The organism is Rhizobium sp. NZLR11 (assembly GCF_019685115.1).
In the GTDB taxonomy this organism is placed as follows: domain Bacteria; phylum Pseudomonadota; class Alphaproteobacteria; order Rhizobiales; family Rhizobiaceae; genus Rhizobium.
The window spans coordinates 112120-137655 of the sequence record NZ_JABDWD010000006.1; the positions used below are offsets into that span (position 1 = coordinate 112120).

The following is a 25536-nucleotide window of genomic DNA, read 5'->3' on the forward strand; positions in this document are numbered from 1 at the left end:
TTTGTTGTTCTGCGCGTCGTTCCGGGGCGGGCTGCTTGCTTCGGCCTTCAAAGCTTGGCACTAATTCAGCCATGAGCCGAAACCCAGCGACCCGCTCCGTCCGCCTGCGCCGTTCGGTGCTGAGTGTGCCCGCCATCAATCTGCGTGCCCTCGAAAAGACCCATGCGGTCGATTGCGATGCGGTGATCTTCGATCTCGAAGATTCCGTGGCGCCGGAAAAGAAGGGGCAAGCGCGGGAAAACCTGAGGCGCTTCTTTTCGGATCGGCCGCTCGAAAACAAGGAGCGGATTATCCGCATCAACAGCCTGTCATCGGATTTCGGGCCGGCGGACATGGAGCTGGTGACGGCGCTTGGTCCCGATGCTGTGCTGCTGCCGAAGGTCGACGAGCCGCAGGATATCACTGATATCAGCGACTTTCTCTTCGAAGCGGATGCAGCGGAAGATCTGCGCATCTGGGCGATGATCGAGACGCCGCGCGGCATCCTGAATGCAGCGGCAATCGCGGAAGCGGGACGCACGACGGGCTCGCGGCTCGATTGCCTCGTCGTCGGGCTCAACGACCTGCGCAGGGAAACGGGCGTGCTGGCCCAGCCGGGGCGGACCTATCTCGTGCCATGGCTGATGCAGGTCGTCCTGGCGGTCAGCGCTTACGGGCTCGATGCAATCGACAGCGTCTTCAACGATTTCAGGGACGAACAGGGTTTCGATGCCGAATGCCTGCAGGGCCGGGCCATGGGTTTTGCCGGCAAGATGCTGATCCACCCCACCCAGATCGAGCCTGCCAACCGCCATTTCGGCCCGGATCCGGCGGCCATTGCGGAAGCAGAGGCGATCATATCAGCCTTTGCCGACCCCGCTTCCGATGGTTTGAACGTCATCAATTCAGGTGGGCGGATGATCGAGCGGCTGCATCTTGTCCAAGCCGAAGCTCTGGTTCATAAAGCTCGCCTGATTTCTGCAAGAAAGCCCGCCTGATGAAACTCTACCGCTTCCTGACCGGTCCCGACGATGCTTCCTTCTGCCACAAGGTCACCGCCGCCCTCAACAAGGGCTGGTCACTGGAGGGCTCGCCGACATATGCCTTCAATGCCGCGACCGGCGCGATGCAGTGCGGCCAGGCCGTCGTCAAGACTGTCGAAGGCAAGGATTACCATCCCGAGGTGAAGCTCTCCGAGCAATAGCTCGTTCTGCCGGACACCCGGCTTCAGCGATCGGCGGCTTCCTCGGCGCTTTCCTCGATCCGCTCCATATCATCGTCGCTCAGCCCGAAATGGTGGCCGATTTCGTGGATCAGGACGTGGGTGATGATGTCGCCGAGCGTCTCGTCATTCTCAGCCCAGTAATCGAGAATAGGCCGCCGATAGAGGCGGATGCGGTTGGGCATCTCGCCGGTTTCCACTGTGAAACGTTCGGAAATGCCCCTGCCCTCGAAAAGACCAAGCAGATCGAAAGGGGTTTCCAGCGCCATGTCCTCGAACACGTCGTCATCGGGGAAATCTTCGATCTCGATCGTCAGGTTGGTGGTCAGCTGGCGGAATTCTTCCGGCAGATGGCTGTAGGCCTCCATGGCCAGCGACTCGAAGGCGCTTATCGTCGGCGCATGGCGGTCCCGCCAATCATCGCTCTGGTCTATGCGGGCCATGAATAATCCTTCCTTTGCGGGCCATATAGAACCTTTATCGCCGATTTTCGAGTGCGGAATCAAAGGCAGGAATAAATTCATATAAAATGGCCGTTGACTCTTCATTAGCTCTCTGGAATCTATAAGAACATAACAGGAACAAGACGGATTGGAGAAACGCCATGGCGCAGCACGCCCTGGCGCGCGAGCGGCTTTTTGCGCTCCGCGAAACCATCGCCAGACTAGAGGGGAAGCCGGCGCCGGCGCTTGCGGCGGCCGAGCGGGAAACCCTGGCGGAAGGCGGCAAGGCGCCCCGGAGATGCATTCTGCCGCCGCTGGCGTTTGGGGTGGAATGTCTTGATGAGGCGCTGGAAGGCGGTCTGCCGCTCGATGCAATCACCGAATTCCGCTCGATTTTGTCTCGCGATGCAGGTGCTGCCAGCGGGCTGGCAATGGCTGTCGCAGCGCGGCTGCAGAAGCAGGAAGCGGATGCCGGCAGGCTTTCGCCGTTCCTCTGGATCGGCGATGCTGTCGGCACGCTGGAGGCCGGCCGTCCCTATGCCCCCGGGCTTCTGGATTTCGGGCTGAGCCCGGAGCGGTTTCTCCATGCGGCGCCGCGCAAGCTGGACGAGGCGCTCTGGCTGGTGGAGACGGCGGTGGAAAGCGCTGCTTTTTCGGCCGTCATCTTCGAAGTGCGCGGCAATCCCGCCCATTTCGGTCTGACCGAAAGCCGCAGGCTCAGCCTTCGGGCGCGTGCTGCCCGCCGTCCGCTCTTTATTGTCCGTCAAGCCGGGGCGGAGGAGGCGAGCAGCGCGGCCTTCCGTCTGCATGTCGAGCCGGCCCCGTCCGGTCTGCGGCCATTGCCGGATGGATCGAAGCTTTCCGGCAGCATCGGCAATCCGATTTTCCGTCTGACGCTGGAGAAGAGCCGTAACCCGGCCCCGCTCTCCTTTTTTCTGGAGTGGAACCCCCATGAACGCGAATTTCTCCCTGTCGCCGAACCAAACCTCGTTCGTCCTCCAAGCGAACAGTCAACGGATTCTAGCGCTCAGCTTCCCGCATCTGCCAACGGACCGAATCGCCCGCAGGCGGTGGGGGCTCTCCTGGCGTTCGAAAGGGCGTCCTGAGACGCCGCCTATCGTCTGTTCCGGCAAGCTCAACAATGCGATGCGGCTGACGGCTCTGGACGAGTTGGCCGAGAGGCTGGGCCTGAAGAAGGAGCAGGGCGTTGCCGAAGCGCGCGCCATGTACCCATTGCTCGAGGTCGCGGAAGAGGATCCGGAGGCCGACCGCCGGTTGCTGGAGGCCATTGCCGACTGGTGCGACCGCTATACGCCGCTGGTGGCGTTCGACGGCAAGGACGGCCTGTTTCTGGATATTAGCGGCTGCGCCCATCTCTTCGGCGGGGAAAAGACGCTTCTCAAGGATGTGCTGTCGCGGCTTTTTCATATGGGGTTCGATGCGCGCGGGGCGATCTCGTCGTCGCCAGGCCTTTCCTGGGCCGCGTCGCGCTTCGGGCAAGGCGGCGTGATCGAGGACGAGGAAACGGAGCATGTGCTGCTGCCCTTGCCGGTCGCGGCCTTGCGGCTGGAAGGACGAACCGTCGATGCCCTGAAGAAGCTCGGTCTGAAATATGTCGGCGACGTCATCGATGCACCGCGGGCGCCGCTGACCCGCCGGTTCGGCCCGGGGCTGCTTCTGCGTCTCGATCAGGCGCTCGGACGTGAAGAGGAGCCGGTCTCGCCCCGGCGTCCGGTTGCCAGTCTCTCGGCCGAAAGCCGCCTGATCGAGCCGATCGGGACGGAAGAACAGATCCTTGCCGTCACCAGGCAGGTCGCCATGTCGCTGCAGCCGTCGCTGGAGGCGCGAGGCGCCGGCGGGCGGGTGTTCGAACTGGTGCTGTTCCGGGTCGACGGCAGGGTCTTTCGTATCTCCGTCGGCGCTTCGCAGCCGCTTCGCGAACCAAAGTTCATTGCCGGGCTTTTTTCCGAGCGATTGCAGGCGGTCTATGACGATCTCGATGCCGGCTATGGTTTCGAAATCCTGCGGTTGAATGTGTTGCGGCATGATCCCTTCAACGAGGCACAGGCTGATTTCGAGGGCGACCGCCAGGGAGAAATCTCGCTTTCGGCCTTCGTCGATCGGGTCTCGGCCCGGCTTGGCGCGGATTGCCTGCAAAGCTTCCAGCTCCGCGAGAGCCATGTGCCGGAACGCGCCGTCATCACGGTTCCTGTGATGGATAGTCTTCCCAGGCGGAAAGCGGCGCAGGACATCCAACTTCCTTTCCGCCAAGAGCGTCCGCTACGGCTCTTTGCCACGCCGGAGCCGGTCGAAATCATGCTTGCCGAAGTGCCCGATGGCCCGCCGCAGGTTTTCCGCTGGCGGCGCATGCAGCATCAGGTGGCAAGAAGCGAAGGGCCGGAACGGATCGCCATGGAGTGGTGGATCGACGGGGATGACGCCGAGGCGCGTGACTATTTCCGTATCGAGGACGAGACCGGACATCGCTTCTGGATCTATCGTCGCGGTTTCTACGGCCGGGAACTTGATCCCCGCTGGTTCATGCACGGTGTGTTTGCATGAAGAGCGGGTCCGCATTTTTCGAGATCGGCGTGAGAACGAATTTTTCGTTTCTCGAAGGCGCCGCCAGTCCGGAAGAGATGGTCGTGCAGGCCGCTCATCTCCGGCTCGGCGGTCTCGGGATTGCGGACCGGAATTCGGTTGCCGGCGTAGTCAGGGCGCATGCGCAGGCGGAGCAGCTCGAGGAGAGATACAAGAACCGCGATGCGATTATGGCCCAGGCGGAGAAGCAAGGGAAAAAAGAAACGATTCTCCATCCGATCCGGGTTCAGCCGGGCGCCCGCCTCGTCTTTTCCGATGACACGCCTGATATCCTCGCCTACCCACGCAATCGGCGGGGCTGGGCAAATCTCTGCCGTCTTCTCAGCGCCGGCAATCTGAAGGAAGAAGCGGTCAAGGGAAGCTGCATTCTCACGGAAGCGGAGCTGATGGAATGGGGGGACGAGATGATGCTTGCGCTCGTTCCCGATCGCACCCTTATCGATCATCAGGCGGGTCAGTCGACGCTGGAAGATTATCTGGAACGATTTCGCAGACGGTTCCGCAAGGCTTTTTTTATGGCGCTGGCGCCAGCCTATGACGGCCGCGACAGGCAGGTCTTTGCGGTGCTTGCCATGCTTGCGGCACAAAATCGCGTGCCGCTGATTGCGACCAACCAGCCGCTTTATCATCATCCTGAACGCCGGCCGCTTTCGGATGTGGTGATCGCGATCCGGGAGCATATACAGATAGCGCAAGCCGGATTCCTGCTGGCGCCGAATGCCGAGCGCTACCTCAAGGATTCACGTGAAATGGTCCGGATCTTCCGGGACTATCCTGGTGCGATCGAAAATAGCCAGGCCTTCTTCGGCAAGCTGAGCTTTTCGCTGAAGGAATTGGAGCATAATTATCCACCTGAAAACGATCCCGGCGAAACACCGCAGCAGACGCTCGAGAGGCTGACGAGGGCAGGAGCCGCAAGGCGCTATCCCGAGGGTGTTCCGCTCAAGGTGGCGACGCAGATCGATTACGAGTTAAAACTCATCGGCGACAAGAACTACGCTTCCTACTTCCTGACGGTTCACAGGATCATCCAGCACGCCCGTTATGACCTCAAGGTCTTGTGCCAAGGACGCGGATCGGCGGCAAATTCGGTCATCTGCTATTGTCTCGAAATTACGGAAGTCGATCCTCAAAAGAGCACGCTGCTGTTCGACCGTTTCATTTCGATGGATCGCGACGAACCGCCGGATATCGATGTCGATTTCGAGCATGATCGGCGCGAAGAGGTCATCCAGTTCATCTACAGAACCTACAAAAGAGAACATGCCGGGCTGACGGCGGGGGTGACCACCTACCGTACCCGTTCGGCCGGCCGCGAGGTCGCCAAGGCCTTCGGGCTGTCGGAGGATGTCCAGTCGGCGATCAGCAGCCTCATCTGGGGCTGGTCGGAGGATAATCTTTCCGAGAGGGATGCAAAGGCGGCTGGTCTCGATATCAAGGATCCGGTCACCAGGAACGTGCTGAAATATGCCTCCGAGCTTCTCGGCTTTCCGCGCCACCTCACCCAGCATGTCGGCGGCTTCGTCATCACGCGGGACCGGCTCGATGAAGTGGTGCCGATCATGAAGACGGCAATGCCGGATCGCTACATGATCGAATGGGACAAGGACGATCTCGACAATGTCAAGGTCCTCAAGGTGGATGTGCTGGCGCTCGGCATGCTGACCTGCTTGCGGAAGGGTTTTTCGCTGCTTGAACTGCATTACGACGTGAAGAAGACGCTCGCAGATCTCGGCAACAGGGAGCATGGAGACGAAGGCAGGCCGGTTTACGAGATGATGGGCCGGGCCGATACGCTTGGCGTCTTCCAGATCGAGAGCCGGGCGCAGATGAGCATGCTGCCGCGTCTTAAGCCGAAGGTATTCTACGACCTCGTCATCGAGGTGGCGATCGTCCGGCCAGGACCGATCCAGGGCGATATGGTACATCCCTATCTGAAGCGCCGGGAGCAGCGGGCCAAGAATATCCCGATCGAATATCCGAGTAAGGAGCTGGAAGCGGTTCTGGAAAGAACCCTCGGCGTGCCGTTGTTCCAGGAACAGGCGATGCAGATCGCCATCACAGCTGCAGGCTTTGCGCCTGGAGAAGCCGACAAGCTTCGCAGAGCGATGGCGACATTCAAGCGAACCGGCACGATCGGCAATTTCGAGAAGCGGTTCCTCGAGGGAATGGTCTCAAAGGATTATGCCCCGGAATTTGCACAGCAGTGTTTCAACCAGATCAAAGGCTTCGGTGAATATGGTTTCCCTGAAAGCCATGCCGCCTCCTTTGCACTGCTGGTCTATGCCTCCTCATGGCTCAAGGCCTATTATCCCGACGTCTTCTGCGCGGCGATGCTGAATTCCCAGCCCATGGGGTTTTATGCGCCGGCGCAGCTGGTGCGGGATGCACGCGAGCACGGGGTAAAAATCCTGCCGGTCGACATCAACGAATCCGACTGGGACTGCGGTCTGGAAGCGGCCGCTTTCGATCCGAATGCCATCGATTTTCGCCACCATGAGATGCGCGGGGTCATCAAGGCACGGCACGCGGTGCGGCTCGGCTTTCGGCAGATCAAGGGCGTTTCGGATAAAGAGATGGAGCTGCTCATCAGAAATCGAGGCAAAGGCTACAGCTCCGTTCGGGATCTCTGGCTGCGGTCTGGCCTGCAGAAATCCGTCATCGAGCGACTGGCGGATGCGGATGCGTTCCAATCCCTCAAACTATCACGACGCGACGCGCTCTGGGCTGTGCGGGCGCTGGATGTGAAGAGCGCCGCCGAGGAGCTGCCGCTTTTCGAGCAGGCCCGTCATCTCGACCTCCAGATCGAGCCTGCAACGAAGCTGCCTGAAATGCTGCCGGGAGAGCAGGTCATCGAGGATTATCGTTATCTCTCGCTGTCGCTGAAGGCGCATCCGGTCTCCTTCCTGCGCGAGGAATTGCGCAAGGTGGGCGTGACGCGCAATGTCGATCTTTTAAAGGTCGCAAACGGGCATCGGGTGACGATCGCAGGCCTCGTGCTGGTGCGCCAGCGGCCGGGTTCGGCCAAGGGCGTGATCTTCATGACGCTTGAGGACGAGACCGGGGTGGCCAATGCAATCGTCTGGAACAAGATATTCGACACATACCGTTCGGTTGTGATGGGCGCCCGGCTGGTGAAAATCCGCGGCAGGCTGCAAAGCCAGAGCGGTGTGATCCATACCGTCGTCGAGCATATCGAAGACATGACGCCGACGCTCGGTATCCTGCAACGCGAGGCCCGGCGTTTCGGGGTCTGCGAGCGAGCAGACGAAGTGCTGAGACCGGGAGTCGATCAGCGGCAGAAAAAGCTTGCACAAGAGAGGGCGGAGCTGGAAAAACGGATGGCTGCCACAGACAGCAATTCCGGCGCAGCGGAAACCGCTGTGGTGATGCCGCGCGGCCGCAACTTCCATTAATAGATATCGCACCGATCAGGGCCATGCGGTGCGCCTTCATCTGCTTTCTGGCTGCATCCCCCTGGAACCGCTACATAATCACCAGCGATATGCCTGTGGCCCGATTCGGACGCCGCTGTTCTCTGATGCGGGGCTCGAATTTTTTCTTGACAGCCACCATCTTCTTTAGCAGAAAACACGATAGTCAGTGTCATGTTTGGAATGAAGACGTGCTTGTCTGCAGCTGCAATTATATAACCGACAAGGAAATCCGGGAGGTTATCACCAACCTTCTCGACGAAGACTGTTGGCAGCTTATCGTGCCGGCGAAGGTCTATCACGCCATGGAAAAACGCGGTCGTTGCTGTGGCTGCTTTCCAAACGTCGTCGACATCATTGTGCAGACAACCGAGGAGTATCATGCCCGTCGCCACTCGACGGAGGCCGAGATATTTGATTTCATGTCCCGCTTGAAGCAATTCCATGAGGAAAACAGGAGAGCGGACATTGAAAGGCGACAAAAAGGTCATCGAGCGGCTTAACGAGGCGTTGTTCCTCGAGCTCGGGGCGGTCAATCAATATTGGGTTCACTATCGTCTGCTTGAGGACTGGGGCTACACCAAGCTCGCCAAAAAGGAGCGCGCCGAATCCATCGAAGAGATGCATCATGCCGACCGGCTTGTTGCCCGCATCATTTTCCTCGAAGGCCATCCCAATCTGCAGACCCTTGCGCCTCTGCGCATCGGCCAGAACGTCAAGGAAGTGCTGGAAGCCGATCTCGCCGGCGAATACGACGCCCGCGCGGCCTACAAGAAATCGCGCGATATCTGTCACGAGGCCGGTGATTACGTTTCGATGAAGCTCTTCGAAGAGCTGCTGATGGATGAGGAAGGCCATATCGACTTCCTCGAAACGCAGCTCGATCTGCTCGGGAAAATCGGCGAGAGCAAATACGGCCAGCTCAACGCCGATTCCGCCAACGAAGCCGAATAGTATTCGATGACAAGCCGGCCGCCTGGGCGGCCGGTTCCGCATCTGACGGTATCAGCTGCCGACCCGTCCGATCATCCGGTATCGATCAGTCTTCCGACTGCAATGCTGCCAGATGCTGGAATTCGGCCACCACCTGGTCGTAGACGCTGCGCTTGAAGGAAACGATCAGCCCCGGCAATTCCTGCATCGGCTTCCATTCCCAGGAATCGAATTCCGGCTCGTGGCCGCCTGGCGGCGGGTTGATGGCGATCTCGCTGTCGTCGCCGTCGAAGCGGAAGGCGAACCAGCGCTGCGTCTGGCCGCGGAACTTTCCCCTTAGCCCGATACCGATCAGTGCCGGCGGCAGATCATAGTTGATCCAGTCTCTCGCTTCGGCAAGCAAGGTCACCGTCTTGATGCCGGTCTCCTCGTAGAGTTCGCGGTAGGCGGCGTCCAATGGATCCTCGCCCTCGTCGATGCCCCCTTGAGGCATCTGCCAGAGCTGCGGCGAGCCGTCATACTCCGAATTGCCGTCGGGAATGCGTCGTCCAGCCCAGACAAGGCCAGCGCGGTTCAGGATCATTACGCCGACGCAAGGGCGGTAGGGCAGATCCTCGGCTTTCACGGTCGCCTGGCTCATCTTCTTCTCCGTTCAAGGATTTTCTCGGGGATTTCAGGGGTTACGAGGATCGGTGGAAAGGGCGGCGACGCCGACGATCTCGATGCCGCGCATCGCAGCCTCCTCGCTCCATTTGGCGATGGCGTCAACACTCTCATCGAAAGCCGAAGCGACGCCGATTGCCTGGCCGTTCTTGCGGGCAATGCGCTCGAGCTCGTCGAGCTTCTTCAGGACGGCGTTTATATCGAGCTGGCCATCGAGCTGCAGATCGGCGAAGGCATAGGGCAGTTCGGTTCCCTTGGCGACCGCCGCCGTCTTCGACTGCGCCGACGTGCCGTCGTCGAGGAACAGCAGGCCGCGCTTGCCGATATCGCGCATGACAGGTTCCATGGCGGTGGAATCGGACAGGAAACGTCCGCCGAGATAATTCATGACGCCGGTATAATTGGTGATCTCGCCCATCGCCTTGTGCAGGTTCTCGATATTGCGGGCGGGCGGTTTCGTGGTCAGCAGCGTTTCCGGACCGGGATCATTCGTCGGGTAATCAAACGGCTCGAGCGGCACTTGCAGAAGAATTTCGTGGCCGCCGCGGCGGGCTTCCTGCATCCAGCGCTGCAGGCTGTTGCCGCTTGCGGCAAAGGCAAAGGTGATTTCCTCCGGCAATTCAGCGATGGCGCGCTGCGTTCCGGTCTGGCTGAGCCCGAGGCCGCTGACGACGATGGCGATGCGGACACCGCGTGCGCCGGACGCGGGACGGGCATATTGATCCATCGGCCGCCGGCCATCGGGACCGACGATCGGAAGCCTGCCAAACGGGGTTTGTTCGAGCAGTGCTTCATTCGGCTGGGCCGCCATGCGCGGATCCTGGCCGATCTGCATGGCATCCACCAGCACCGGCCCGCTGCCATCGCGCGGGCGGGGGCTGTATTTGGTGACGACGGAGCCGTCGCCGGTGACCATCTGTTCGACAGTGGCGCCTGAGCGCGGTTCGGCGCGCGGCATGCCGTCCGGCGTCTTTGTGGCGGTTGTCGTCGGTGGCGGAGGCGTATTGGGGGGCGTTGCGGCTCGTTCTGCCGCTGGTGGTTTGGTGCGTTCGAGCCCATCGCCGCGAAACGCCGTATAGAGGGAAAAGCCGCCTATCGCGAAAAGACAAAGACTGGCGGCGATGCGGCCCAGGCGCAAAACACCCGGCCGCCGGCTGCCAGTTTTGCGGTTGCCGCCCAAAGGCGCATGCAGGTCCGTTCCCAATTTTTCGCCCGCTCCAAAACCGGGAAACAGCAGAAAGGGTCAAGGCCGGGCAACTCGCCCGGCCTTGAGGTGATCATTACTTGGCGACGACGGCTTTGTCAGGGTTTGGCGGGAAGGCCGGATCGGTCTTCTTGCCGCGCAGCAGATCGAGCGCGTAGTTCAGCTGAACGTCGTCCTTCGGGTCCGGCGGCACATAGGCAACCGAGCCCGAACCTTCGTCCGTCTCGCTCTGGCCCTTGATATGGCCGCGCAGACTGGATTCGCCTTCGGTCACCATCTTGCCCTGCAGTTCCTGCGGCAGCGGCTCCTCGACCTTGATGTCGGGGGTGATGCCGGTGCCTTGGATCGAGCGGCCCGACGGCGTGTAATAGAGCGCCGTGGTCAGGCGCAGCGCGCCGTTTTCGCCGAGCGGGATGATCGTCTGGACGGAGCCCTTGCCGAAAGAGCGTGTGCCGAGAACGGTGGCGCGGCGCAGATCCTGAAGAGCGCCGGCGACGATTTCCGATGCGGAAGCCGAACCGCCGTTGATCAGCACGATAACCGGCTTGCCATCCGTCAGGTCGCCCGGACCGGCATTGAAGCGGCGGGTTTCATCGGGATTGCGGCCGCGCGTCGAAACGACTTCGCCACGCTCCAGCAGGGCATCGGAGACATTGATCGCCTGGTCGAGCAGGCCGCCCGGATTGAGCCGCAGGTCGAGGACATAACCTTTCAGCTTGTCGGCCGGAACGGTGTCCTTGATCTTCTTGATCGCCTTTTCCATATCAGGATAGGTCTTCTCGGTGAAGGAGATGATGCGGAGATAACCGACATCGTCCTCGACACGCGACTTGACGGCCTGGACGGCGACGACGTCACGGACGATCGTCAGCTCGATCGGCTTGTCGGCGCCCTTGCGGATCAGCGTCAGCTTGATCGGTGTGTTGACGGCGCCGCGCATCTTCTCAACGGCGTCTTCCAGCTTCAGGCCGCGCACGGACTGGCCGTCGATCTCGGAGATATAATCGCCGGCGAGAACACCGGCCTTGGCGGCGGGCGTATCGTCGATCGGGGTGATGACCTTGACGAGGTCGTCTTCCATGGTGACTTCGATGCCGAGGCCGCCGAACTCACCCTTCGTCTGGGTGCGCATGTCCTCGGCGTCCTTCGCATTCATATAGCTCGAATGCGGATCCAGCGAGGAGAGCATGCCGTTGATGGCGTTCTCGATCAGCTTGTCTTCGGCCGGCGGCGTCACGTATTGGGCGCGCACTCGCTCGAAGACATCGCCGAACACCGAGAGTTCCTTGTACGTCGAGGATCCGGCCGCTTCTGCCGGCGCACCCGCCGAGTAAATGACGCTCATTGCGGTCGCACCCATCAATGCGCCGACCAGAACAAAAGAAGCCCTACGAATCATTGCGTGCCTTTCCAGTGTCTTTGGCGGTCCACCATGGTCGGGAATCGACCGGTTTACCGTCCTTTCGAAATTCAATGTAAAGCGTTGGCCGGTCCGTTGCCAGCGCCAATGCAGTTGCGCTTGCCACTCTTTTCGCACCCATCACGGCGAGCGGCTCGCCGGAGAAAACGAACTTTCCCTGACGGGTATTGATCGTATCCATTCCCGAGAGAACCAAGTGGTACCCATCGCCGGTGTCGAGGATGATCATCTGGCCGTAACTGCGGAAAGCGCCGGCGAAAACCACCAGCCCATCCGCAGGCGCCGTCACCACCGTCTCCGGATTGGTGGCGACCGTCATTCCCATGGCCTCGTGCCCGGTGCCGTCGGCATCGCCGAACTGGCGCAGGATATCGCCCGCGACGGGCACCTCCAATTTCGCCTTCAATTCTCCGAAGGGATATGCGGGCGCAATGCGGTTTTTATCGGGCACGCCGCTGTCGGCCAAGGCCTTGGCCTGGGCGCGCTGCTCGTCCGTCATCAGCTTGCGGTTCTCCTCCGCCTGGCGGGCAGCGGCAGCAGCGTCGCGCACCGAAGCGATCTCGGATTCCATAGAGGCGACAAGGCCTTCAAGGCTGGTCGCCTTGCCCGCCAGCTCCTCGGAGCGTTTTCTCTCGGCGGTGAGTTCGGTGGCATTGCTGCGGCTGAGCTTGTCGTTTTCGGCAAGCAGCAGGTCCATGCGCCGCTCTTCCTCGATACCGTTCGTCATCGTCGCGGTCAGGCCGGCCTTCTCGGCGGTACTTGCGGTCTGCAATGCGGCGAGGCTTGCAAGGTCTCCGGCAAGCTTGTCAGTCTCCTTGCGGATACCGGGCACGACGGCGCCGAGCAGGATGGCGCTGCGCACCGAGGCGAGCGCGTCATCAGGGGTGACGAGCAAAGCGGGCGGTGGGTTGCGGCCCATGCGCTGGAGGGCTGCCAGCACCTCGGCCAGGAGGCCGCGGCGCTCGTGCAGGGAGCGGCGGATGCCATCCTCCTTGACGCCGAGATCGGCAAGCTTCTTCTCGCTTGCCAGGATCTGCTTGTCGAGCGCCTTGCGGCGGGCCGCGGACTCGATCAGTGCCTGGCGGATGCTTTGCGTGCTCTTTTCCAGATCGGCGATGCTCTGTTTAAGCGCACTCACCTTGTCGGAGGAGAGGCTGATCGTTTTCGACAGGGTTTCGAGTTCGGTACGGGTCTGATCCCGTTTGGCGGCCAGTTCGGCGGCCGGATCGGGAGGCGCCGGCTCACCTGCCGGCTGCGGTGCCGATTGTGCTGCCTCGGGGGCGGCATCTTGCGCCAGGACGATGAAGGGATTTGCCGACACGGCAATCACCGCCACGCCGACCCCGGCTGCGATAGCCGGCAGGATCATGCGGTATCGCCTGGTTGCTTCTCTCGTCATGCGTGTTGGGGCACTTTCTCAAAACGCGTGCAGACTAAGCTGATTTGGCACGCTTTGCCAGAAAGTTTGAAGCATAACAGCCGGCTGACAGAACACGGCTGCGTGACAATGCGAATTGCCGAGCGGCGGGGAATCAGACGCGGTGATAGGGGTGGCCGGACAGGATGGTCACGGCGCGATAAAGCTGTTCGGCGATCAGCGTGCGCACGAGTTGATGCGGCCAGGTCATCTTGCCCAGGCAAAGCGTGGTGTCGGCACGGTCGTAGAGGGATGGATCGAGGCCGTCGGCGCCGCCGATGGCAATGGTCAGCTCGCGTTTGCCCTGGTCGCGATAGGAGCCGAGCAGGTTTGCGAAGGCTTCGCTGTCAAGCGCCTTGCCGCGTTCGTCGAGAAGGATGAGGATGCTGCCATCGGCAAGCGATTTCAACAGCAGCGCCGCTTCCTCGCGCTTGCGGGTTTCCCCGTTGGAAGCACGGCTTTCGGCAACTTCGGCAATACGGGACAGTTCGAGGCCGACGGCAGGGCCGGCCTTGGCGAAACGGTCGAAATAACGGGCCGCAAGATCCTTTTCGGGGCCGGATTTCAGCCGTCCCACCGCAAAAAGACCAACTCGCATTCATCCGCTCCTGCTGATGCGGCACATCTTGCGCACAAGGCGTCACCGGCCGGCTTCTGATGTTTTCCGGCCAGTCAATGCCACGTTTCAGGCGTCGGGCAGAATGCCGGACCGCCTGTCAGTGCCGTGTTTCTTCATCCATATCCGGAGCCGCCCACATCTTTTCGATGTTGTAGAATTCGCGGATTTCGGGACGGAACACGTGCACGATAATGTCACCGGTGTCGATCAGGACCCAATCGCCGCCTTCCTGACCTTCGACGCGGGCCGTACCGAGGCCGTCGTCCTTCAGGTCGGTGAGCAGATGATCCGAGATCGCCATGACATGCCTGCTCGAGCGGCCGGAGACGACGATCATGTAGTCTCCCAGCGCCGATTTTCCGGCAATGTCGATGGTGACGATATCTTCAGCTTTGGAGTCCTCGAGGCTGGCGAGGACGGTTTCTAGGGCGCGGGCGGCGGCATCGGCGCCACGTTCCGCACTCTTCGGGATAACGGCGAACGTTTTTCCCTTGGCGTGTACTGTTGTCAGTGCTTTCCCTTTCCTGGAATGACAAACCATGCACAACACAGATCCGATCGAGACCGGACCATGGTTAAGATAGGCATCAAACCACTAATGTTTCAAGACGCGCTAAGATACAGAACGGTCGAAAATCCGATCTGGCGTCCGAATTGAAGAATATTGCCGCTCGGGCTGCTTGTGCGGCCGGTGTACAGTTTCCGTACCACGGCGTAAAGTGCGGCAAATTTCACGATTTCACGATTCGATGACCGATCCAGCCGCAAAAACCCTCGTGCCCGTCCTGCGAATCAGCTTCCCGGATGAGGATCGGCTCGGCCATGGGAAGATGGAGCTGCTGGAGCATATCCGCCAGACCGGATCGATCTCGGCGGCGGGGCGGGCGATGGACATGTCCTATCGCCGCGCATGGCTGCTGGTCAGCGAGATGAACCGGATGTTCTGCGAGCAGGTGGTGGAGCCGCAGCGCGGCGGGCAGAAGGGCGGTGGCGCAGCGCTGACGCCGTTCGGCGAGGAATTGCTCGAGCGTTTCCGCCGGATGGAAAAAACGATGCGCACGAGCCTTGCCGGCGATCTCGCCTGGCTCGAGGCCAAGCGCAACCTGCAGCAGCGACACGGCTGATCAGGCCTCCAGGGCCACGGTCTTGACGACGGCGAAGACGACACTTCCCGGTTGGAGATCGAGACGCTCGCAGGAGAGTGTGGTGATGCGGGAAAGAATGATATCGCCGCCGCAATCAAGCCGGATTTCCACCGTTCCGTCCTCGTCCGACGATATCGCCGCGATCCTGCCTTCGAGAATGTTCAGCGCGCTGAGGCCCTCGGGTCTGGTGGTCGCCAGCATGACGTCGCGGGACGGAATGCGGATGCGCACCGGTCTGCCTGAAGTAAGGGCTGCACTCGGAATATGGAGCTGAGAGGATTTCAGGGCGACGGTCGACAGGCGGTGACGCGGATCGAAGCTTTCGACGGTGCCTTCGAGTAGCGCGCCCGCCTCTTTCCGGTCGGCCGCCGCAGAGGGACGGCTCAATATGTCGACGGCGGGACCCGTCGCTTCGACCTTGCCGTCGCGCATGACGACGACCTGGTTTGCCAGCCGCGCCACCTCGGCGATCGAATGGCTGACATAGACGATCGGGATTTCCGTCTCGTCGCGCAGCCGCTCCAGATAGGGCAGGATCTCGGCCTTGCGCGCCTCGTCGAGGGCGGCGAGCGGCTCATCCATGAGAAGCAGGCGGGGCGCGGAGAGAAGGGCGCGGCCGATGGCGACACGCTGCTTCTCACCGCCGGAAAGTTTTGCGGGGCTGCGTTCCAGCAGCGGCTCGATACCGAGCAGGTCGACGATGTGATCGAAGCTTTCACCGCGTGCCGTTCGGGCCGCGAACCAGTGGCCATAGGCGAGATTGGCCCGAACGCTGAGATGCGGGAAAAGCCGGGCCTCCTGGAAGACATAACCGAAGCGGCGGCGATGTTTCGGGACGAAGATGCCGGTTGCTGTTTCGGTCAGGGGCTCGCCGTCGAGGACGACGCGGCCTTCGTCCGGGCGGGCGAGGCCGGCGATGATGCGGATCATCGAGGTCTTGCCGGAGCCGGAGCGGCCGAACAGCGCGGTGACGCCGCGTTCGGAGGTGAAGGCGGCGTCGAGCGAAAAGGTGCCGAGCCTCTGTTTTGCCTCGACGATCAGCGTCATTCCGGGTCGATCCTTTGGCCGGCGAGACGGGCGAGGAATTCGGAGGCGAGCAGCGCGGCCATGGAAATGACGATGGCGACGATTGTCAGGCGCAGTGCGCCGGCATCGCCGCCCGGCACCTGGGTGAAGGTGTATATCGCTGCCGACAGCGTCTGGGTTTCGCCCGGGATGTTGGAAACGAAAGTGATCGTCGCGCCGAATTCACCCATTGCCTTGGCGAAGGAAAGGATCATGCCGGTGATGATGCCGGGCAAGGTCAGCGGCAGGGTGATCGTTAAAAACACCCAGGCGGGACCGGCGCCGAGCGTTCCGGCCGCTTCTTCGAGCTTGCGGTCGACCGCCTCGATCGACAGGCGGATGCTGCGCACCATCAGCGGAAAGGCCATGATGGCGCAGGCGAGCGCCGCACCCGTCCAGCGGAAAGAAAAGACGATGCCGAAATACTGGTCGAGCAGGCTGCCGATCGGACCACGGCGGCCGAACAGGATGAGGAGAAGGAAACCGGTGACGACAGGGGGCAGGATCAGCGGCAGGTGAACGATGCCGTTCAACACCGACTTGCCCCAGAAGCGACCGCGAGCAAGCAGCAGGGCGACGAGGATGCCGAAGGGCAGGCTCGCCAGCATGGCGACAATAGAGACACGCAGGCTGAGCAGGATCGCCGTCCATTCCTCATTGCTCAGGCCCAATATATTCAAATGCAGCTATCTCCAAGATCGAAGGCTCGCTCAGGCGAGCCTCAGTTTGACGACAAATCTCGCTCCTTCTCCGACGTCATCCTCGGCCTTGTGCCGGGCAGATGCTCGGGACAAGCCCGAGCATGACGAAAGAGGAGTTGCCGACTTTGAACCTATGTGAGCCTTCACGCTAAGCTGTCACTGTTGATTCCGCAATCAATTCAGCCCATCATTTCAGGACAGTAAAACCCTGCGCCGTGAAGAAGGCGGCTGTCTTGTCGGATTTCAGGAAGTTGAGATAGGCTGTTGCGTCCGGATTCTTGCTCTCGGCAAGTATGGCGATCGGGTAGATGATCGGCGGATGCGAATCGGCCGGGAAGGTGCCGACGATGGCCACACCCTTATCGGCCGCGGCGTCCGTCTGGTAGACGATGCCGTAAGGCGCTTCGCCGCGGGAGACGAGGGCGAGAGCAGCACGGACGCTTTCGGCGCCGGCGACCTTGGTTTCCACCGATTTCCAGACGCCGAGTTTTTCCAGCGCGGCCATGGCGTATTTGCCGGCCGGAACCGATTTCGGCTCACCCATGGCAAGCTTGCCGTCGCCCAGGAGCCCGGCAAGATCGAAGCCCTGCTTGATCTCGACCGGTTTTGCCTTGTCCTTTTCGGCAACGAGCACGATGCGGTTGCCGAGCAGGTTGGAACGGGTATCGGCCTTGATGAGGTTCTTCTTAGCGACGTAATCCATCCAGTCGAGGTCAGCCGAGATGAAGATATCGGCGGGAGCGGCGTTTTCGATCTGCTTGGCGAGCGCGCCGCTTGCCGCATAGGAGGCAACGGCCTCCGTGCCGCTCTCCTTGGTCCAGGCGGCATTGGCGGCGTCGAGCGCATCCTTGAGGCTCGCCGCCGCAAAGACGGTAAGCTTTTCGGCCGCGGCGGCGGGCGCCGGAAGCGCTGCAGCGCCAAGCCACAGGGCTGATATCGCGGCGGTTGCCAGTTTCATCCATTGGCGGCGGTCTTGCATAAATCATTCTCCAAGGTTCGAAATATTGCGACGAATATAACGGGTAGCGCGCCTTGGCTAGGGATATATCCGGAAAAATATAGCGCACCGGCCGTCTCGTTCGTAGGAACCCAATGCTTCAAACATTCGGCGAGTGCATGGCTTGGACGCAAAATGGGATCTATAGAGCCGGAATATCCAGGCTGCACTTTTGTAAACTTCAAGAATTCTCCGGCGGCAGAACCATGCTCCGTTGATTCCGCCGATAAAAACGGCAGCGCCAAAGCGGCCTATTCGGACAGGATTGCAGTTGGTGCATTGCTGCAATGCACCAATCGATATTCACCTTCGTGCGGAATATGATAAAACACGAGCATCGAAGCGGCGACCTCCTCCTCCCATAGCCGCTCGATAGGGTCGACAACACTCCTCCTCCCAGTTGTCGATCGAGTTTATAAGCCCGACGGATCCTCCCCCGTCGGGCTTTCTCGTTTTCGAACCTTCCTTGAAATTTATTCGGCTTGGCCGTGCGACGAGCCGTTGCGGATTGCCGTCGAGCTCAGGCCGGAGCGCGGCCCGTGGATGAAGGTCCAGGCCGGGGCCTGCTTCTTCCAGAGAATACGGGCATCATCTTCGTCGACACGGGCGAAATCGAAGGTCCGCGTCATTTTCGAGGAGAGGTAGGAGAGCGTCGCGCCCGGCCGGTCGATCACGGCGATCGGGAAGGTGCGGACAATTTCCTGCCATTTCTGCCATTTGTGAAAGGTCTGCAGGCCGTCGGCGCCCATGACCCAGATGAAATGCACATGCGGATTGCGGGCCTTGACGCGGGCGAGCGTATTGGCGGTGTAGCTGACGCCGAGTGTCTGTTCGAAGGCGGTGACCTTGACGCGGGGATCGGCGGCAACACGTTCACTTTCGGCAATACGCTCGGCAAGCGGTGCCAGCTGGTTGCGGCTCTTCAGCGGATTTCCGGGGGTAACCATCCACCAGAGCTGGTCGAGGCCGAGCCGCTTGATGGCGATCTCGGCGACGAGTGCGTGGCCCTGGTGCGGCGGATTGAACGAACCGCCGAACAGACCGACGACCATGCCGCGCTCGCTGTGCGGCATGCGGAGATAATGCCGGTCCAAACTCTCCGCCGTCACGTCAGGGCCGCGTCTGTCCGGCGCCGTGCACCCGGTATTTGAAGGAGGTGAGCTGTTCGACACCGACGGGGCCGCGGGCGTGCATCTTGCCGGTGGCAATGCCGATCTCCGCACCCATGCCGAACTCGCCGCCATCGGCAAACTGGGTCGAGGCATTGTGCAGCAGGATCGCCGAATCGACTTCGGTGAAGAAGCGCGTGACGACGTCGGGGTCCTCGGCGATCACCGCCTCGGTATGGTTCGAGGAATAGGTCTGGATATGGGCGATCGCGCCCGATATGCCGTCGACGACGGCAACCGAAATGATCGCGTCGAGATATTCGGTCGACCAGTCCTCTTCGGTTGCGGGCTTCAGGCCGGGAGCGACCTTCAGCACCGTTGGCGAAGCGCGGACCTCGCAGCCGGCATCGATGAGAACCTCGAGCAGCGGCGTCAGATGCGTGCCGATCGCCGCACCGTCGACGAGCAGGGTTTCGGCCGCGCCGCAGATACCGGTGCGGCGCATCTTGGCATTGACGACGATCTTCTTCGCCATCTCGATATCGGCCGAGCCATCGACATAGATATGGCAGAGGCCTTCGAGATGGGCAAAAACCGGCACCCGGGCCTCGTTCTGCACGCGGGCGACCAGGCTCTTGCCGCCGCGCGGCACGATGACGTCGATTGCCCCGTCCAAACCGCGCAACATGGCGCCGACGGCGGCGCGGTCGGTGACCGGGACGAGTTGGATAGCATGCTCTGAAAGTCCTGCCGCCTTCAGACCTTCGACAAGGCAGGCATGGATCGCCTGCGATGAACGGCGCGAATCCGAGCCACAGCGCAGGATGACTGAATTGCCCGCCTTGAGGCAGAGGGCGCCGGCATCAGCCGTGACGTTCGGCCGGCTTTCGAAGATGACGCCGATGACGCCGAGTGGCGTGCGGACGCGCTCGATCTGCAGGCCGTTCGGCCGGTCCCAGGCGGCGATGACTTCGCCGACCGGATCGGCAAGGGCGGCGATGGCGCGGAGCCCCTCGGCCATCTCGGCGACGCGTTTGTCGTTCAGCGTCAGCCGGTCGACGAAGGAGGCAAGCGTCTCGGTGCCTTCGATGTCCTGCAAATCCTTGACGTTCTCGGCAAGAATCTCAGCCTTGTTGGCCAGGATTGAGTCGGCCATGGCGTTCAGCGCCCTGTTCTTCGCCTCGGCGGACGCAAAGCTCAGCGGTCGTGCGGCAGCCTTTGCCTTGCGGCCGATGTCATTCATCAACGCGTCAATGTCAGGGCTTGGCGCAACGGTATCAAGCATAACTCGCGTCCTTCTTCTGCCTTTCCGATTTCGAACCGACCTGTGCGGTCATCACCATGTCGTCACGATGGACCATGGCCGCGCGGCCGGGATAACCGAGAATGGCCTCGATCTCCGCCGACTTGCGGCCGGCAATCCGGCGGGCGTCCTCGGCATCGTAGCTGACCAGGCCGCGGGCGATCTCGCGGCCGGCGGGGCCGATGATCGCCACCGGATCGCCGCGGCTGAACAGGCCGGTAACGCTGCGCACGCCGGCGGGAAGCAGGCTCTTGCCGGCCCCGAGTGCGGTGACGGCGCCGTCATCGACATGCAGTTCGCCTGCCGGCTGCAGTTGTCCGGCGATCCAGGTCTTGCGGGCGGTCACCGGTGTGCCGGACGGCGCGAACCAGGAGGAACGCGCGCCGTTTTCGATCGCCGATAACGGGCTGTCGGTCTTGCCGGAGGCGATGATCATGGCGCAGCCCGATGTCGTCGCTATCTTGCCGGCATCGATCTTGGTGCGCATGCCGCCACGCGAGAGCTCGGAGGCTGCGCCGCCGGCCATCGCCTCGATCTCCGGGGTGATTTCGGAAATCGTCTCCAGGAAGGTGGCGTTCGGGTCGAGATGCGGCGGCGCGGTATAGAGGCCGTCAATATCGGAAAGAAGGATGAGCAAGTCGGCGCCGGTCATCGTCGCGACGCGGGCGGCCAGGCGGTCGTTGTCGCCATAGCGGATTTCGCTGGTGGCGACCGTGTCGTTTTCGTTGATGATCGGCACGGCGCCGATTTTCAGAAGCTGATTGATGGTAGCCCGCGCATTGAGATAGCGGCGGCGCTCCTCGGTATCGCCAAGCGTCAGCAGGATCTGGCCGGCGACGATCTCGCCGCGCGACAGGCTCTCCGACCAGGCGCGCGCCAAGGCGATCTGGCCGACGGCGGCAGCGGCCTGGCTTTCCTCCAGTTTCAGCGCACCCGAGGGCAGGTCGAGCACCGAGCGGCCGAGCGCGATTGCGCCTGATGACACGACGAGCACATCGATGCCTTTGGCCTTCAGGCCTGAGATATCGGCGCACATGGCGTCGAGCCAGGCCTTCTTCAGCCCGGCCTTGCGGTCGACGAGCAGGGCCGAGCCGATTTTGATGACGACGCGGCGATAGCGGCCAAGCGGCTTACGGCTGGTCATCGGCTCCATCCTCGCCAACGTCCTCAGCCTCATCGGTGACAACAATGTCGCGATGGCGCTGCTTCAGCACCTTGGCCGGCTTTTCCTCGGCATTTTCCTCGACGATGATGTCGCGCAGCGCGCGCAGCACCTCGGTCATGCCCTTGCCGGTGACGGCCGAAATCTGGAACGGCGTCTTGCCGCAGGCCTTGGCCAATTCCTTGGTCTTCTTCTTCAGTTCGGCCTCGTCGAGCACGTCGATCTGCGACAGTGCCACGATCTCCGGCTTGTCCGTCAACTCGTTGCCATAGGCTTCGAGCTCGTGCTTCACCGTCTTATACGCCTTGCCGACCTTTTCCTCCTGGGCGGAGACGAGGTGCAGCAGCACGCGGGTGCGCTCGACATGGCCGAGGAACCGGTCGCCGATGCCGACACCCTCATGGGCGCCTTCGATCAGGCCCGGAATGTCGGCCAGAATGAATTCCCGTTCGTCGATGGTGGCGACGCCGAGATTGGGATGCAGCGTGGTGAAGGGGTAGTTGGCGATCTTCGGCCTGGCGCGAGTGACGGATGCCAGGAAGGTCGACTTGCCGGCATTTGGCATGCCGACGAGGCCGGCATCGGCAATCAGCTTCAGCCGCAGCCAGAGGGTCTTTTCCTCGCCGGGCAGGCCGGGATTGGCCCAATCCGGCGCCTGGTTGGTCGAGGTCTTGAAATGAGCGTTTCCGAAGCCGCCATTGCCGCCATGGGCGAGGCAATAACGCTGGCCTTCGACGGTGAGATCGCAGATCAGCGTTTCCCGGTCTTCCTCGAAGATCTGGGTTCCCACGGGAACCTTCAGCGTCACGTCGCTGCCATTGGCGCCGGTGCGGTTTCTGCCCATGCCATGGGTACCGATCGTCGCCTTGAAATGCTGCTGAAAGCGGAAATCGATCAGCGTGTTGAGGCCGTTGACGGTCTCGACCCAGACATCGCCGCCACGTCCGCCATCGCCGCCATCCGGGCCGCCGAACTCGATGAATTTCTCGCGCCGGAAGGAAACACTGCCCCCGCCGCCGTCTCCGGATCGAATATAGACCTTTGCTTCGTCGAGAAATTTCATTTTACTTCCAGTATCCGGTGGCAGTTGGACGGCCCGTCTTGGCCCATTCGATATAGGCGGTTCCGACGGAGGTCAAAGATTATCGTGAATTTTGCGAGCTATAACATACAGTACGGCTTTGGTCTCGACGGCAGGTACGATCTCACGCGCATTGCCCGGAGCCTTGAGGGCGCCGATGTCATTGCGCTGCAGGAGGTGACCCGCGGCTTCTCGCGCAACGGTTTCGCCGACATGGTGGCCGACATTGCGGCCTTCTTTCCCGACCATTTCTGGGTGTATGGACCGGCCTGCGACATGTTTGTCGAGGCTGATGAAGGCAGGCGCCAGCGGGTGCCGGGCACGCGTTTCCAGTTCGGCAACATGGTGCTGTCGCGCTGGCCGATCGTCTCGACCCGAACGCTGCTTCTGCCGCGCAGCCGGACGGTCGGCAAGATCAACCTGCAGCGCGGCGCAACCGAGGCGCTGATCGCGGCAGCCGGCGGGGCGATCCGCGTCTATTCCGTGCATCTCGACCATGTCTCTCCAGACGAGCGCATCCGCCAGCTGCAATTCTTGAATGCGCGTATCAACGCTTTCGTTCAGGAGGCTGGATCGCTGACCGGGGGCGGTGAATTCGATCTGCCGGAGCCGCCGCTGCCGGAGGATTACGTCATCATGGGCGATTTCAACATGGAGCCGGAATCGCCGGAATATTGCGCCTTTGCCGGTGCCGGCGGCGGATATTACGGCCGTATCGCCAGGATCGGCACGCCGGTCGACGCCTTTGCGGCGCTCAAGGCCTACCGCCCGGAGAGCTACAGCTGGATGAATCCCGAGGATCACGGCGAACGTATGCATCTCGATTATTGCTTCGTCAGTTGCGGCCTCGAGGGCCGGTTGAAATCCGCCCGGATCGATACGCAATCCGTCGGCTCCGATCATTTCCCGCTATGGGTCGAGATCGGCAGTTGACGGAGACGCCGCCGCGGGGCGGCGACATCTCCCCTTTCGGTATGAGCATGATGTTGTCCGAAAACCGCTCACACTTTTCGGCATCATGCTCCGTTAAGCCACCTTGCGCGGCTGCAGCATGCCCGGCTGCAGCACGGTCTCGATGTGCGAGACCATGGTGTTGCGGGCGAAACAATAGATTTCGCCGCAGCCCGTCATGCGGAAACCGAGCTTCTCCTGCAAGCGCAGCGAGGCCGGGTTGTCGGCGAAGACGCCGGAATGGATCGGCGTCTCCGGCATGCGGCGCGAAAAGCGCTCGATGATCGCCGCCACCGCCTCGCTCATATAACCGCGCCGCCAGTAGTAGCGGTTCAGCCAGTAGCCGAGGTGCCAGCGGCCGTGGCGCAGTTCGATGGCGACGTTACCGATATGGACATCGTCCTTGCCGGTGATCGCCAGCGGCCAGTCCGGCAAGGCGCCTGACGTCACCGGGACCAGCCAATCCAGCGCATCCTGCCGGTCGAACGGCGCGGGTACGCGGGACAGCATGCGCGTGACGGCGAAATCGGAAAGCGATTCCGCAATCGATGGCGCATCGCTCAGCCTGTGAGGGCGGAGCGTCAGCCGGGCGGTCGAGATGACAGGCGCGGGGCCTGGCATCATCGGCTTGGTCTCCGGCCTTTGCAGCGCGGTCGTGCTCATGCGATGTTCCCCCAGCTTCTGAGGGACATCCAGGTCTTGCGGTCGAGCCTGTACCATTCCACAGGCACGTTGCTGCCGAGCGCCAGCGAGGCGGCGAGCCCCGAACCCTGGAACTGGAAGCCGCACTTCTGAATGACGCGGCGCGAGGCGACGTTCATCACCCGGCAACGGGCGTCGATCTGATCGACGTCCTGACGGGTCCTGAACACCATATCGACCAGGGCATGGCAGGCCTCGGTGGTATAACCCTTGTTCCAATAGGGCTCGCCCAGCCAGTAGCCGATCTCGACGGTCCTGCCATCGGCATGCGGCTCGACGCCGCAGCAGCCGACAAAGGCGCCGTTTTCGGCTTTGGTGATCGCATAGACGCACTTGCCAATTTCGCCATTTTTCGTGCGACGCACGAAGTCAGCAGCATCATCGGCGGTATAAGGGTGCGGCATACGCGATACCATGGTGGCGACTTTGGCGTTATTGGCGAGATGGGCAAGGGCGTCGATGTCTTCTTCGTGGGGCGCGCGCATGACGAGCCTTTCCGATAACAAGACAGGGCAATCGGTCCTTAACCGTTCCGGCCTCAGCCGTTCTTCGGAAGACACCTGGTCTTCCCGGGGCGACCGTGATTGGTCTGCCCTTAACAATTCGCCTTGCATGGTTCAGTCCTCCTGTTTGGACAAAGAAAAAGGGGAGATGGCGCCCCATCTCCCCTGTTTTCTAGACTGAACCTGATACGGACAGCCGGGTCGATGAGACGCCGGCTGTTTTTGAGCGCTACCGGCTTATTCCGCTGCTTCCGCTTTCGGCATGACAGACACGTAGACGCGACCGTTGGCCTTGGTTCGGTAGTTCACATTGCCGGCGGTAAGCGCAAAAATCGTGTGATCCTTGCCGAGGCCGACGTTGGAACCCGGATGCCACTCAGTACCGCGCTGACGCACGATGATGTTGCCTGCGATGACGGCTTCGCCGCCGAACTTCTTCACGCCAAGGCGCTTGGACTGAGAATCGCGACCGTTGCGCGATGAACCGCCAGCTTTTTTGTGTGCCATTGGAGTTCTCCTTTAAACCCTGTCCCGTTGATCTTACTTGGCAGCCACGATGTCCGTGATACGGACGACCGTGTGATGCTGACGATGGCCGCGCGAACGCTTCGAATTCTGACGGCGGCGCTTCTTGAAGGCGATGACCTTCTTGCCGCGGTTCTGTTCGACGACTTCTGCCTTGACAGAGGCGCCGGTTACGAAGGGCGCACCGATCGCAGCGTCGGCGCCTTCGCCGATCACGAGCACTTCGGTGAATTCAATGGAATCGCCAGCGGTGGCTTCCAGCTTTTCGATGGTCAGCACGTCGTTGGCTGCCACACGGTACTGTTTACCGCCGGTCTTGATGACTGCGAACATTTTTTATCCTTTCATGTTCGTTCC

General features: G+C 61.5%; 27 protein-coding genes. 9 read left to right on the forward strand and 18 right to left on the reverse strand.

Translation table 11 applies throughout. The features are described 5' to 3' along the window. The first annotated feature begins 71 nt into the window (after positions 1–71). Together HJB83_RS12595 and HJB83_RS12600 are read left to right on the forward strand one after the other, a co-directional pair. Positions 72–977 carry a CoA ester lyase gene (locus HJB83_RS12595; protein ID WP_221131601.1) on the forward strand — a complete coding sequence of 302 codons (906 nt, stop codon included), beginning with the start codon at positions 72–74 and terminating at the stop codon, positions 975–977. Next, positions 977–1183 (forward strand): DUF1737 domain-containing protein, encoded by a 207-nt coding sequence (locus tag HJB83_RS12600; RefSeq protein ID WP_207582280.1) that lies wholly within the window; start codon positions 977–979, stop codon positions 1181–1183. Before HJB83_RS12595 ends, HJB83_RS12600 begins: the two co-directional genes overlap by 1 nt. 23 nt (positions 1184–1206) lie before the next feature. On the opposite strand, the gene HJB83_RS12605 is transcribed toward HJB83_RS12600, so the two are convergent. Continuing rightward, positions 1207–1644, reverse strand: coding sequence for a metallopeptidase family protein (locus HJB83_RS12605; RefSeq protein ID WP_164007305.1), 438 nt, complete (start codon positions 1642–1644; stop codon positions 1207–1209). A 161-nt stretch (positions 1645–1805) separates the two neighbouring features. Between HJB83_RS12605 and HJB83_RS34080 the strand changes: the two genes are divergently transcribed. From HJB83_RS34080 to bfr, 5 genes are all read left to right on the forward strand, one after another. Further along, positions 1806–2750: an ImuA family protein gene (locus HJB83_RS34080; RefSeq protein ID WP_246762705.1), complete on the forward strand. Its 945-nt coding sequence runs from the start codon at positions 1806–1808 to the stop codon at positions 2748–2750. 10 nt (positions 2751–2760) lie between these two features. Beyond that, positions 2761–4206, forward strand: a complete 1446-nt coding sequence (locus HJB83_RS12610) for a DNA polymerase Y family protein (RefSeq protein ID WP_311043796.1) — start codon at positions 2761–2763, stop codon at positions 4204–4206. After that, on the forward strand, positions 4203–7661 hold the full coding sequence (locus HJB83_RS12615) for an error-prone DNA polymerase (RefSeq protein ID WP_221159558.1): 3459 nt from the start codon (positions 4203–4205) through the stop codon (positions 7659–7661). Before HJB83_RS12610 ends, HJB83_RS12615 begins: the two co-directional genes overlap by 4 nt. Before the next feature lie 122 nt (positions 7662–7783). Next, complete coding sequence (locus tag HJB83_RS34085) at positions 7784–8182, forward strand: (2Fe-2S)-binding protein (protein WP_246762769.1); 399 nt, start codon at positions 7784–7786, stop codon at positions 8180–8182. Then, complete coding sequence (gene bfr / locus HJB83_RS12625; protein WP_003589587.1) at positions 8148–8633, forward strand: bacterioferritin; 486 nt, start codon at positions 8148–8150, stop codon at positions 8631–8633. Before HJB83_RS34085 ends, bfr begins: the two co-directional genes overlap by 35 nt. Before the next feature lie 85 nt (positions 8634–8718). Here the strand turns inward: bfr and HJB83_RS12630 are convergent, their stop codons facing one another. The 6 genes from HJB83_RS12630 to rsfS form a co-directional block, all read right to left on the reverse strand. Continuing rightward, a complete protein-coding gene (locus tag HJB83_RS12630) occupies positions 8719–9252 on the reverse strand; it encodes an RNA pyrophosphohydrolase (protein ID WP_221131602.1) in 534 nt (177 codons plus the stop codon). Positions 9253–9285: 33 nt separating this feature from the next. Beyond that, positions 9286–10479: a divergent polysaccharide deacetylase family protein gene (locus HJB83_RS12635; protein ID WP_207582275.1), complete on the reverse strand. Its 1194-nt coding sequence runs from the start codon at positions 10477–10479 to the stop codon at positions 9286–9288. 76 nt (positions 10480–10555) lie between these two features. Further along, the gene (locus HJB83_RS12640) at positions 10556–11878 is read right to left on the reverse strand and encodes a S41 family peptidase (protein WP_207582274.1); all 1323 of its coding nucleotides are present in this window, start codon (positions 11876–11878) and stop codon (positions 10556–10558) included. Then, positions 11868–13268: a murein hydrolase activator EnvC gene (locus HJB83_RS12645; protein ID WP_207582273.1), complete on the reverse strand. Its 1401-nt coding sequence runs from the start codon at positions 13266–13268 to the stop codon at positions 11868–11870. The genes HJB83_RS12640 and HJB83_RS12645 overlap by 11 nt, the downstream gene beginning before the upstream one ends. Positions 13269–13431: 163 nt before the next feature. Next, the gene (gene rlmH, locus HJB83_RS12650) at positions 13432–13914 is read right to left on the reverse strand and encodes a 23S rRNA (pseudouridine(1915)-N(3))-methyltransferase RlmH (protein WP_207582272.1); all 483 of its coding nucleotides are present in this window, start codon (positions 13912–13914) and stop codon (positions 13432–13434) included. A gap of 118 nt (positions 13915–14032) precedes the next feature. Beyond that, complete coding sequence (rsfS, locus tag HJB83_RS12655) at positions 14033–14476, reverse strand: ribosome silencing factor (protein WP_007632221.1); 444 nt, start codon at positions 14474–14476, stop codon at positions 14033–14035. Positions 14477–14684: 208 nt separating this feature from the next. On the opposite strand from rsfS, the gene HJB83_RS12660 reads away from it, so the two are divergent. Continuing rightward, positions 14685–15059: a winged helix-turn-helix domain-containing protein gene (locus HJB83_RS12660; protein WP_221115405.1), complete on the forward strand. Its 375-nt coding sequence runs from the start codon at positions 14685–14687 to the stop codon at positions 15057–15059. Here the strand turns inward: HJB83_RS12660 and modC are convergent, their stop codons facing one another. The 7 genes from modC to obgE all read right to left on the reverse strand — a co-directional run bounded on the left by modC (position 15060) and on the right by obgE (position 22480). Next, a complete protein-coding gene (gene modC, locus HJB83_RS12665) occupies positions 15060–16127 on the reverse strand; it encodes a molybdenum ABC transporter ATP-binding protein (protein WP_221131603.1) in 1068 nt (355 codons plus the stop codon). Further along, positions 16124–16825, reverse strand: coding sequence for a molybdate ABC transporter permease subunit (gene modB / locus HJB83_RS12670; protein ID WP_221131604.1), 702 nt, complete (start codon positions 16823–16825; stop codon positions 16124–16126). Before modB ends, modC begins: the two co-directional genes overlap by 4 nt. Positions 16826–17033: 208 nt before the next feature. Then, entirely contained in the window at positions 17034–17825 is a 792-nt protein-coding gene (modA, locus tag HJB83_RS12675) for a molybdate ABC transporter substrate-binding protein (protein WP_221131605.1), read from the reverse strand. Positions 17826–18316: 491 nt separating this feature from the next. Continuing rightward, on the reverse strand, positions 18317–18916 hold the full coding sequence (locus HJB83_RS12680; protein WP_259671329.1) for a nicotinate-nucleotide adenylyltransferase: 600 nt from the start codon (positions 18914–18916) through the stop codon (positions 18317–18319). A 37-nt stretch (positions 18917–18953) separates the two neighbouring features. Then, positions 18954–20237 carry a glutamate-5-semialdehyde dehydrogenase gene (locus HJB83_RS12685; RefSeq protein ID WP_221131607.1) on the reverse strand — a complete coding sequence of 428 codons (1284 nt, stop codon included), beginning with the start codon at positions 20235–20237 and terminating at the stop codon, positions 18954–18956. Next, positions 20230–21399: a glutamate 5-kinase gene (gene proB / locus HJB83_RS12690; protein WP_207582265.1), complete on the reverse strand. Its 1170-nt coding sequence runs from the start codon at positions 21397–21399 to the stop codon at positions 20230–20232. Before proB ends, HJB83_RS12685 begins: the two co-directional genes overlap by 8 nt. Next, on the reverse strand, positions 21386–22480 hold the full coding sequence (gene obgE, locus HJB83_RS12695; RefSeq protein WP_207582264.1) for a GTPase ObgE: 1095 nt from the start codon (positions 22478–22480) through the stop codon (positions 21386–21388). The genes proB and obgE overlap by 14 nt, the downstream gene beginning before the upstream one ends. Before the next feature lie 84 nt (positions 22481–22564). Between obgE and HJB83_RS12700 the strand changes: the two genes are divergently transcribed. Next, positions 22565–23431: an endonuclease/exonuclease/phosphatase family protein gene (locus HJB83_RS12700; protein WP_221131608.1), complete on the forward strand. Its 867-nt coding sequence runs from the start codon at positions 22565–22567 to the stop codon at positions 23429–23431. A gap of 93 nt (positions 23432–23524) precedes the next feature. Here the strand turns inward: HJB83_RS12700 and HJB83_RS12705 are convergent, their stop codons facing one another. From HJB83_RS12705 to rplU, 4 genes are all read right to left on the reverse strand, one after another. Continuing rightward, positions 23525–24112 carry a GNAT family N-acetyltransferase gene (locus tag HJB83_RS12705; protein ID WP_221131609.1) on the reverse strand — a complete coding sequence of 196 codons (588 nt, stop codon included), beginning with the start codon at positions 24110–24112 and terminating at the stop codon, positions 23525–23527. Further along, positions 24109–24765 (reverse strand): GNAT family N-acetyltransferase, encoded by a 657-nt coding sequence (locus HJB83_RS12710; RefSeq protein ID WP_221131610.1) that lies wholly within the window; start codon positions 24763–24765, stop codon positions 24109–24111. The genes HJB83_RS12705 and HJB83_RS12710 overlap by 4 nt, the downstream gene beginning before the upstream one ends. A 126-nt stretch (positions 24766–24891) precedes the next feature. Next, positions 24892–25161 carry a 50S ribosomal protein L27 gene (gene rpmA, locus HJB83_RS12715; RefSeq protein ID WP_003543909.1) on the reverse strand — a complete coding sequence of 90 codons (270 nt, stop codon included), beginning with the start codon at positions 25159–25161 and terminating at the stop codon, positions 24892–24894. A gap of 33 nt (positions 25162–25194) precedes the next feature. Next, positions 25195–25512 carry a 50S ribosomal protein L21 gene (gene rplU / locus HJB83_RS12720; protein ID WP_003543907.1) on the reverse strand — a complete coding sequence of 106 codons (318 nt, stop codon included), beginning with the start codon at positions 25510–25512 and terminating at the stop codon, positions 25195–25197. Positions 25513–25536: the final 24 nt, after the last annotated feature.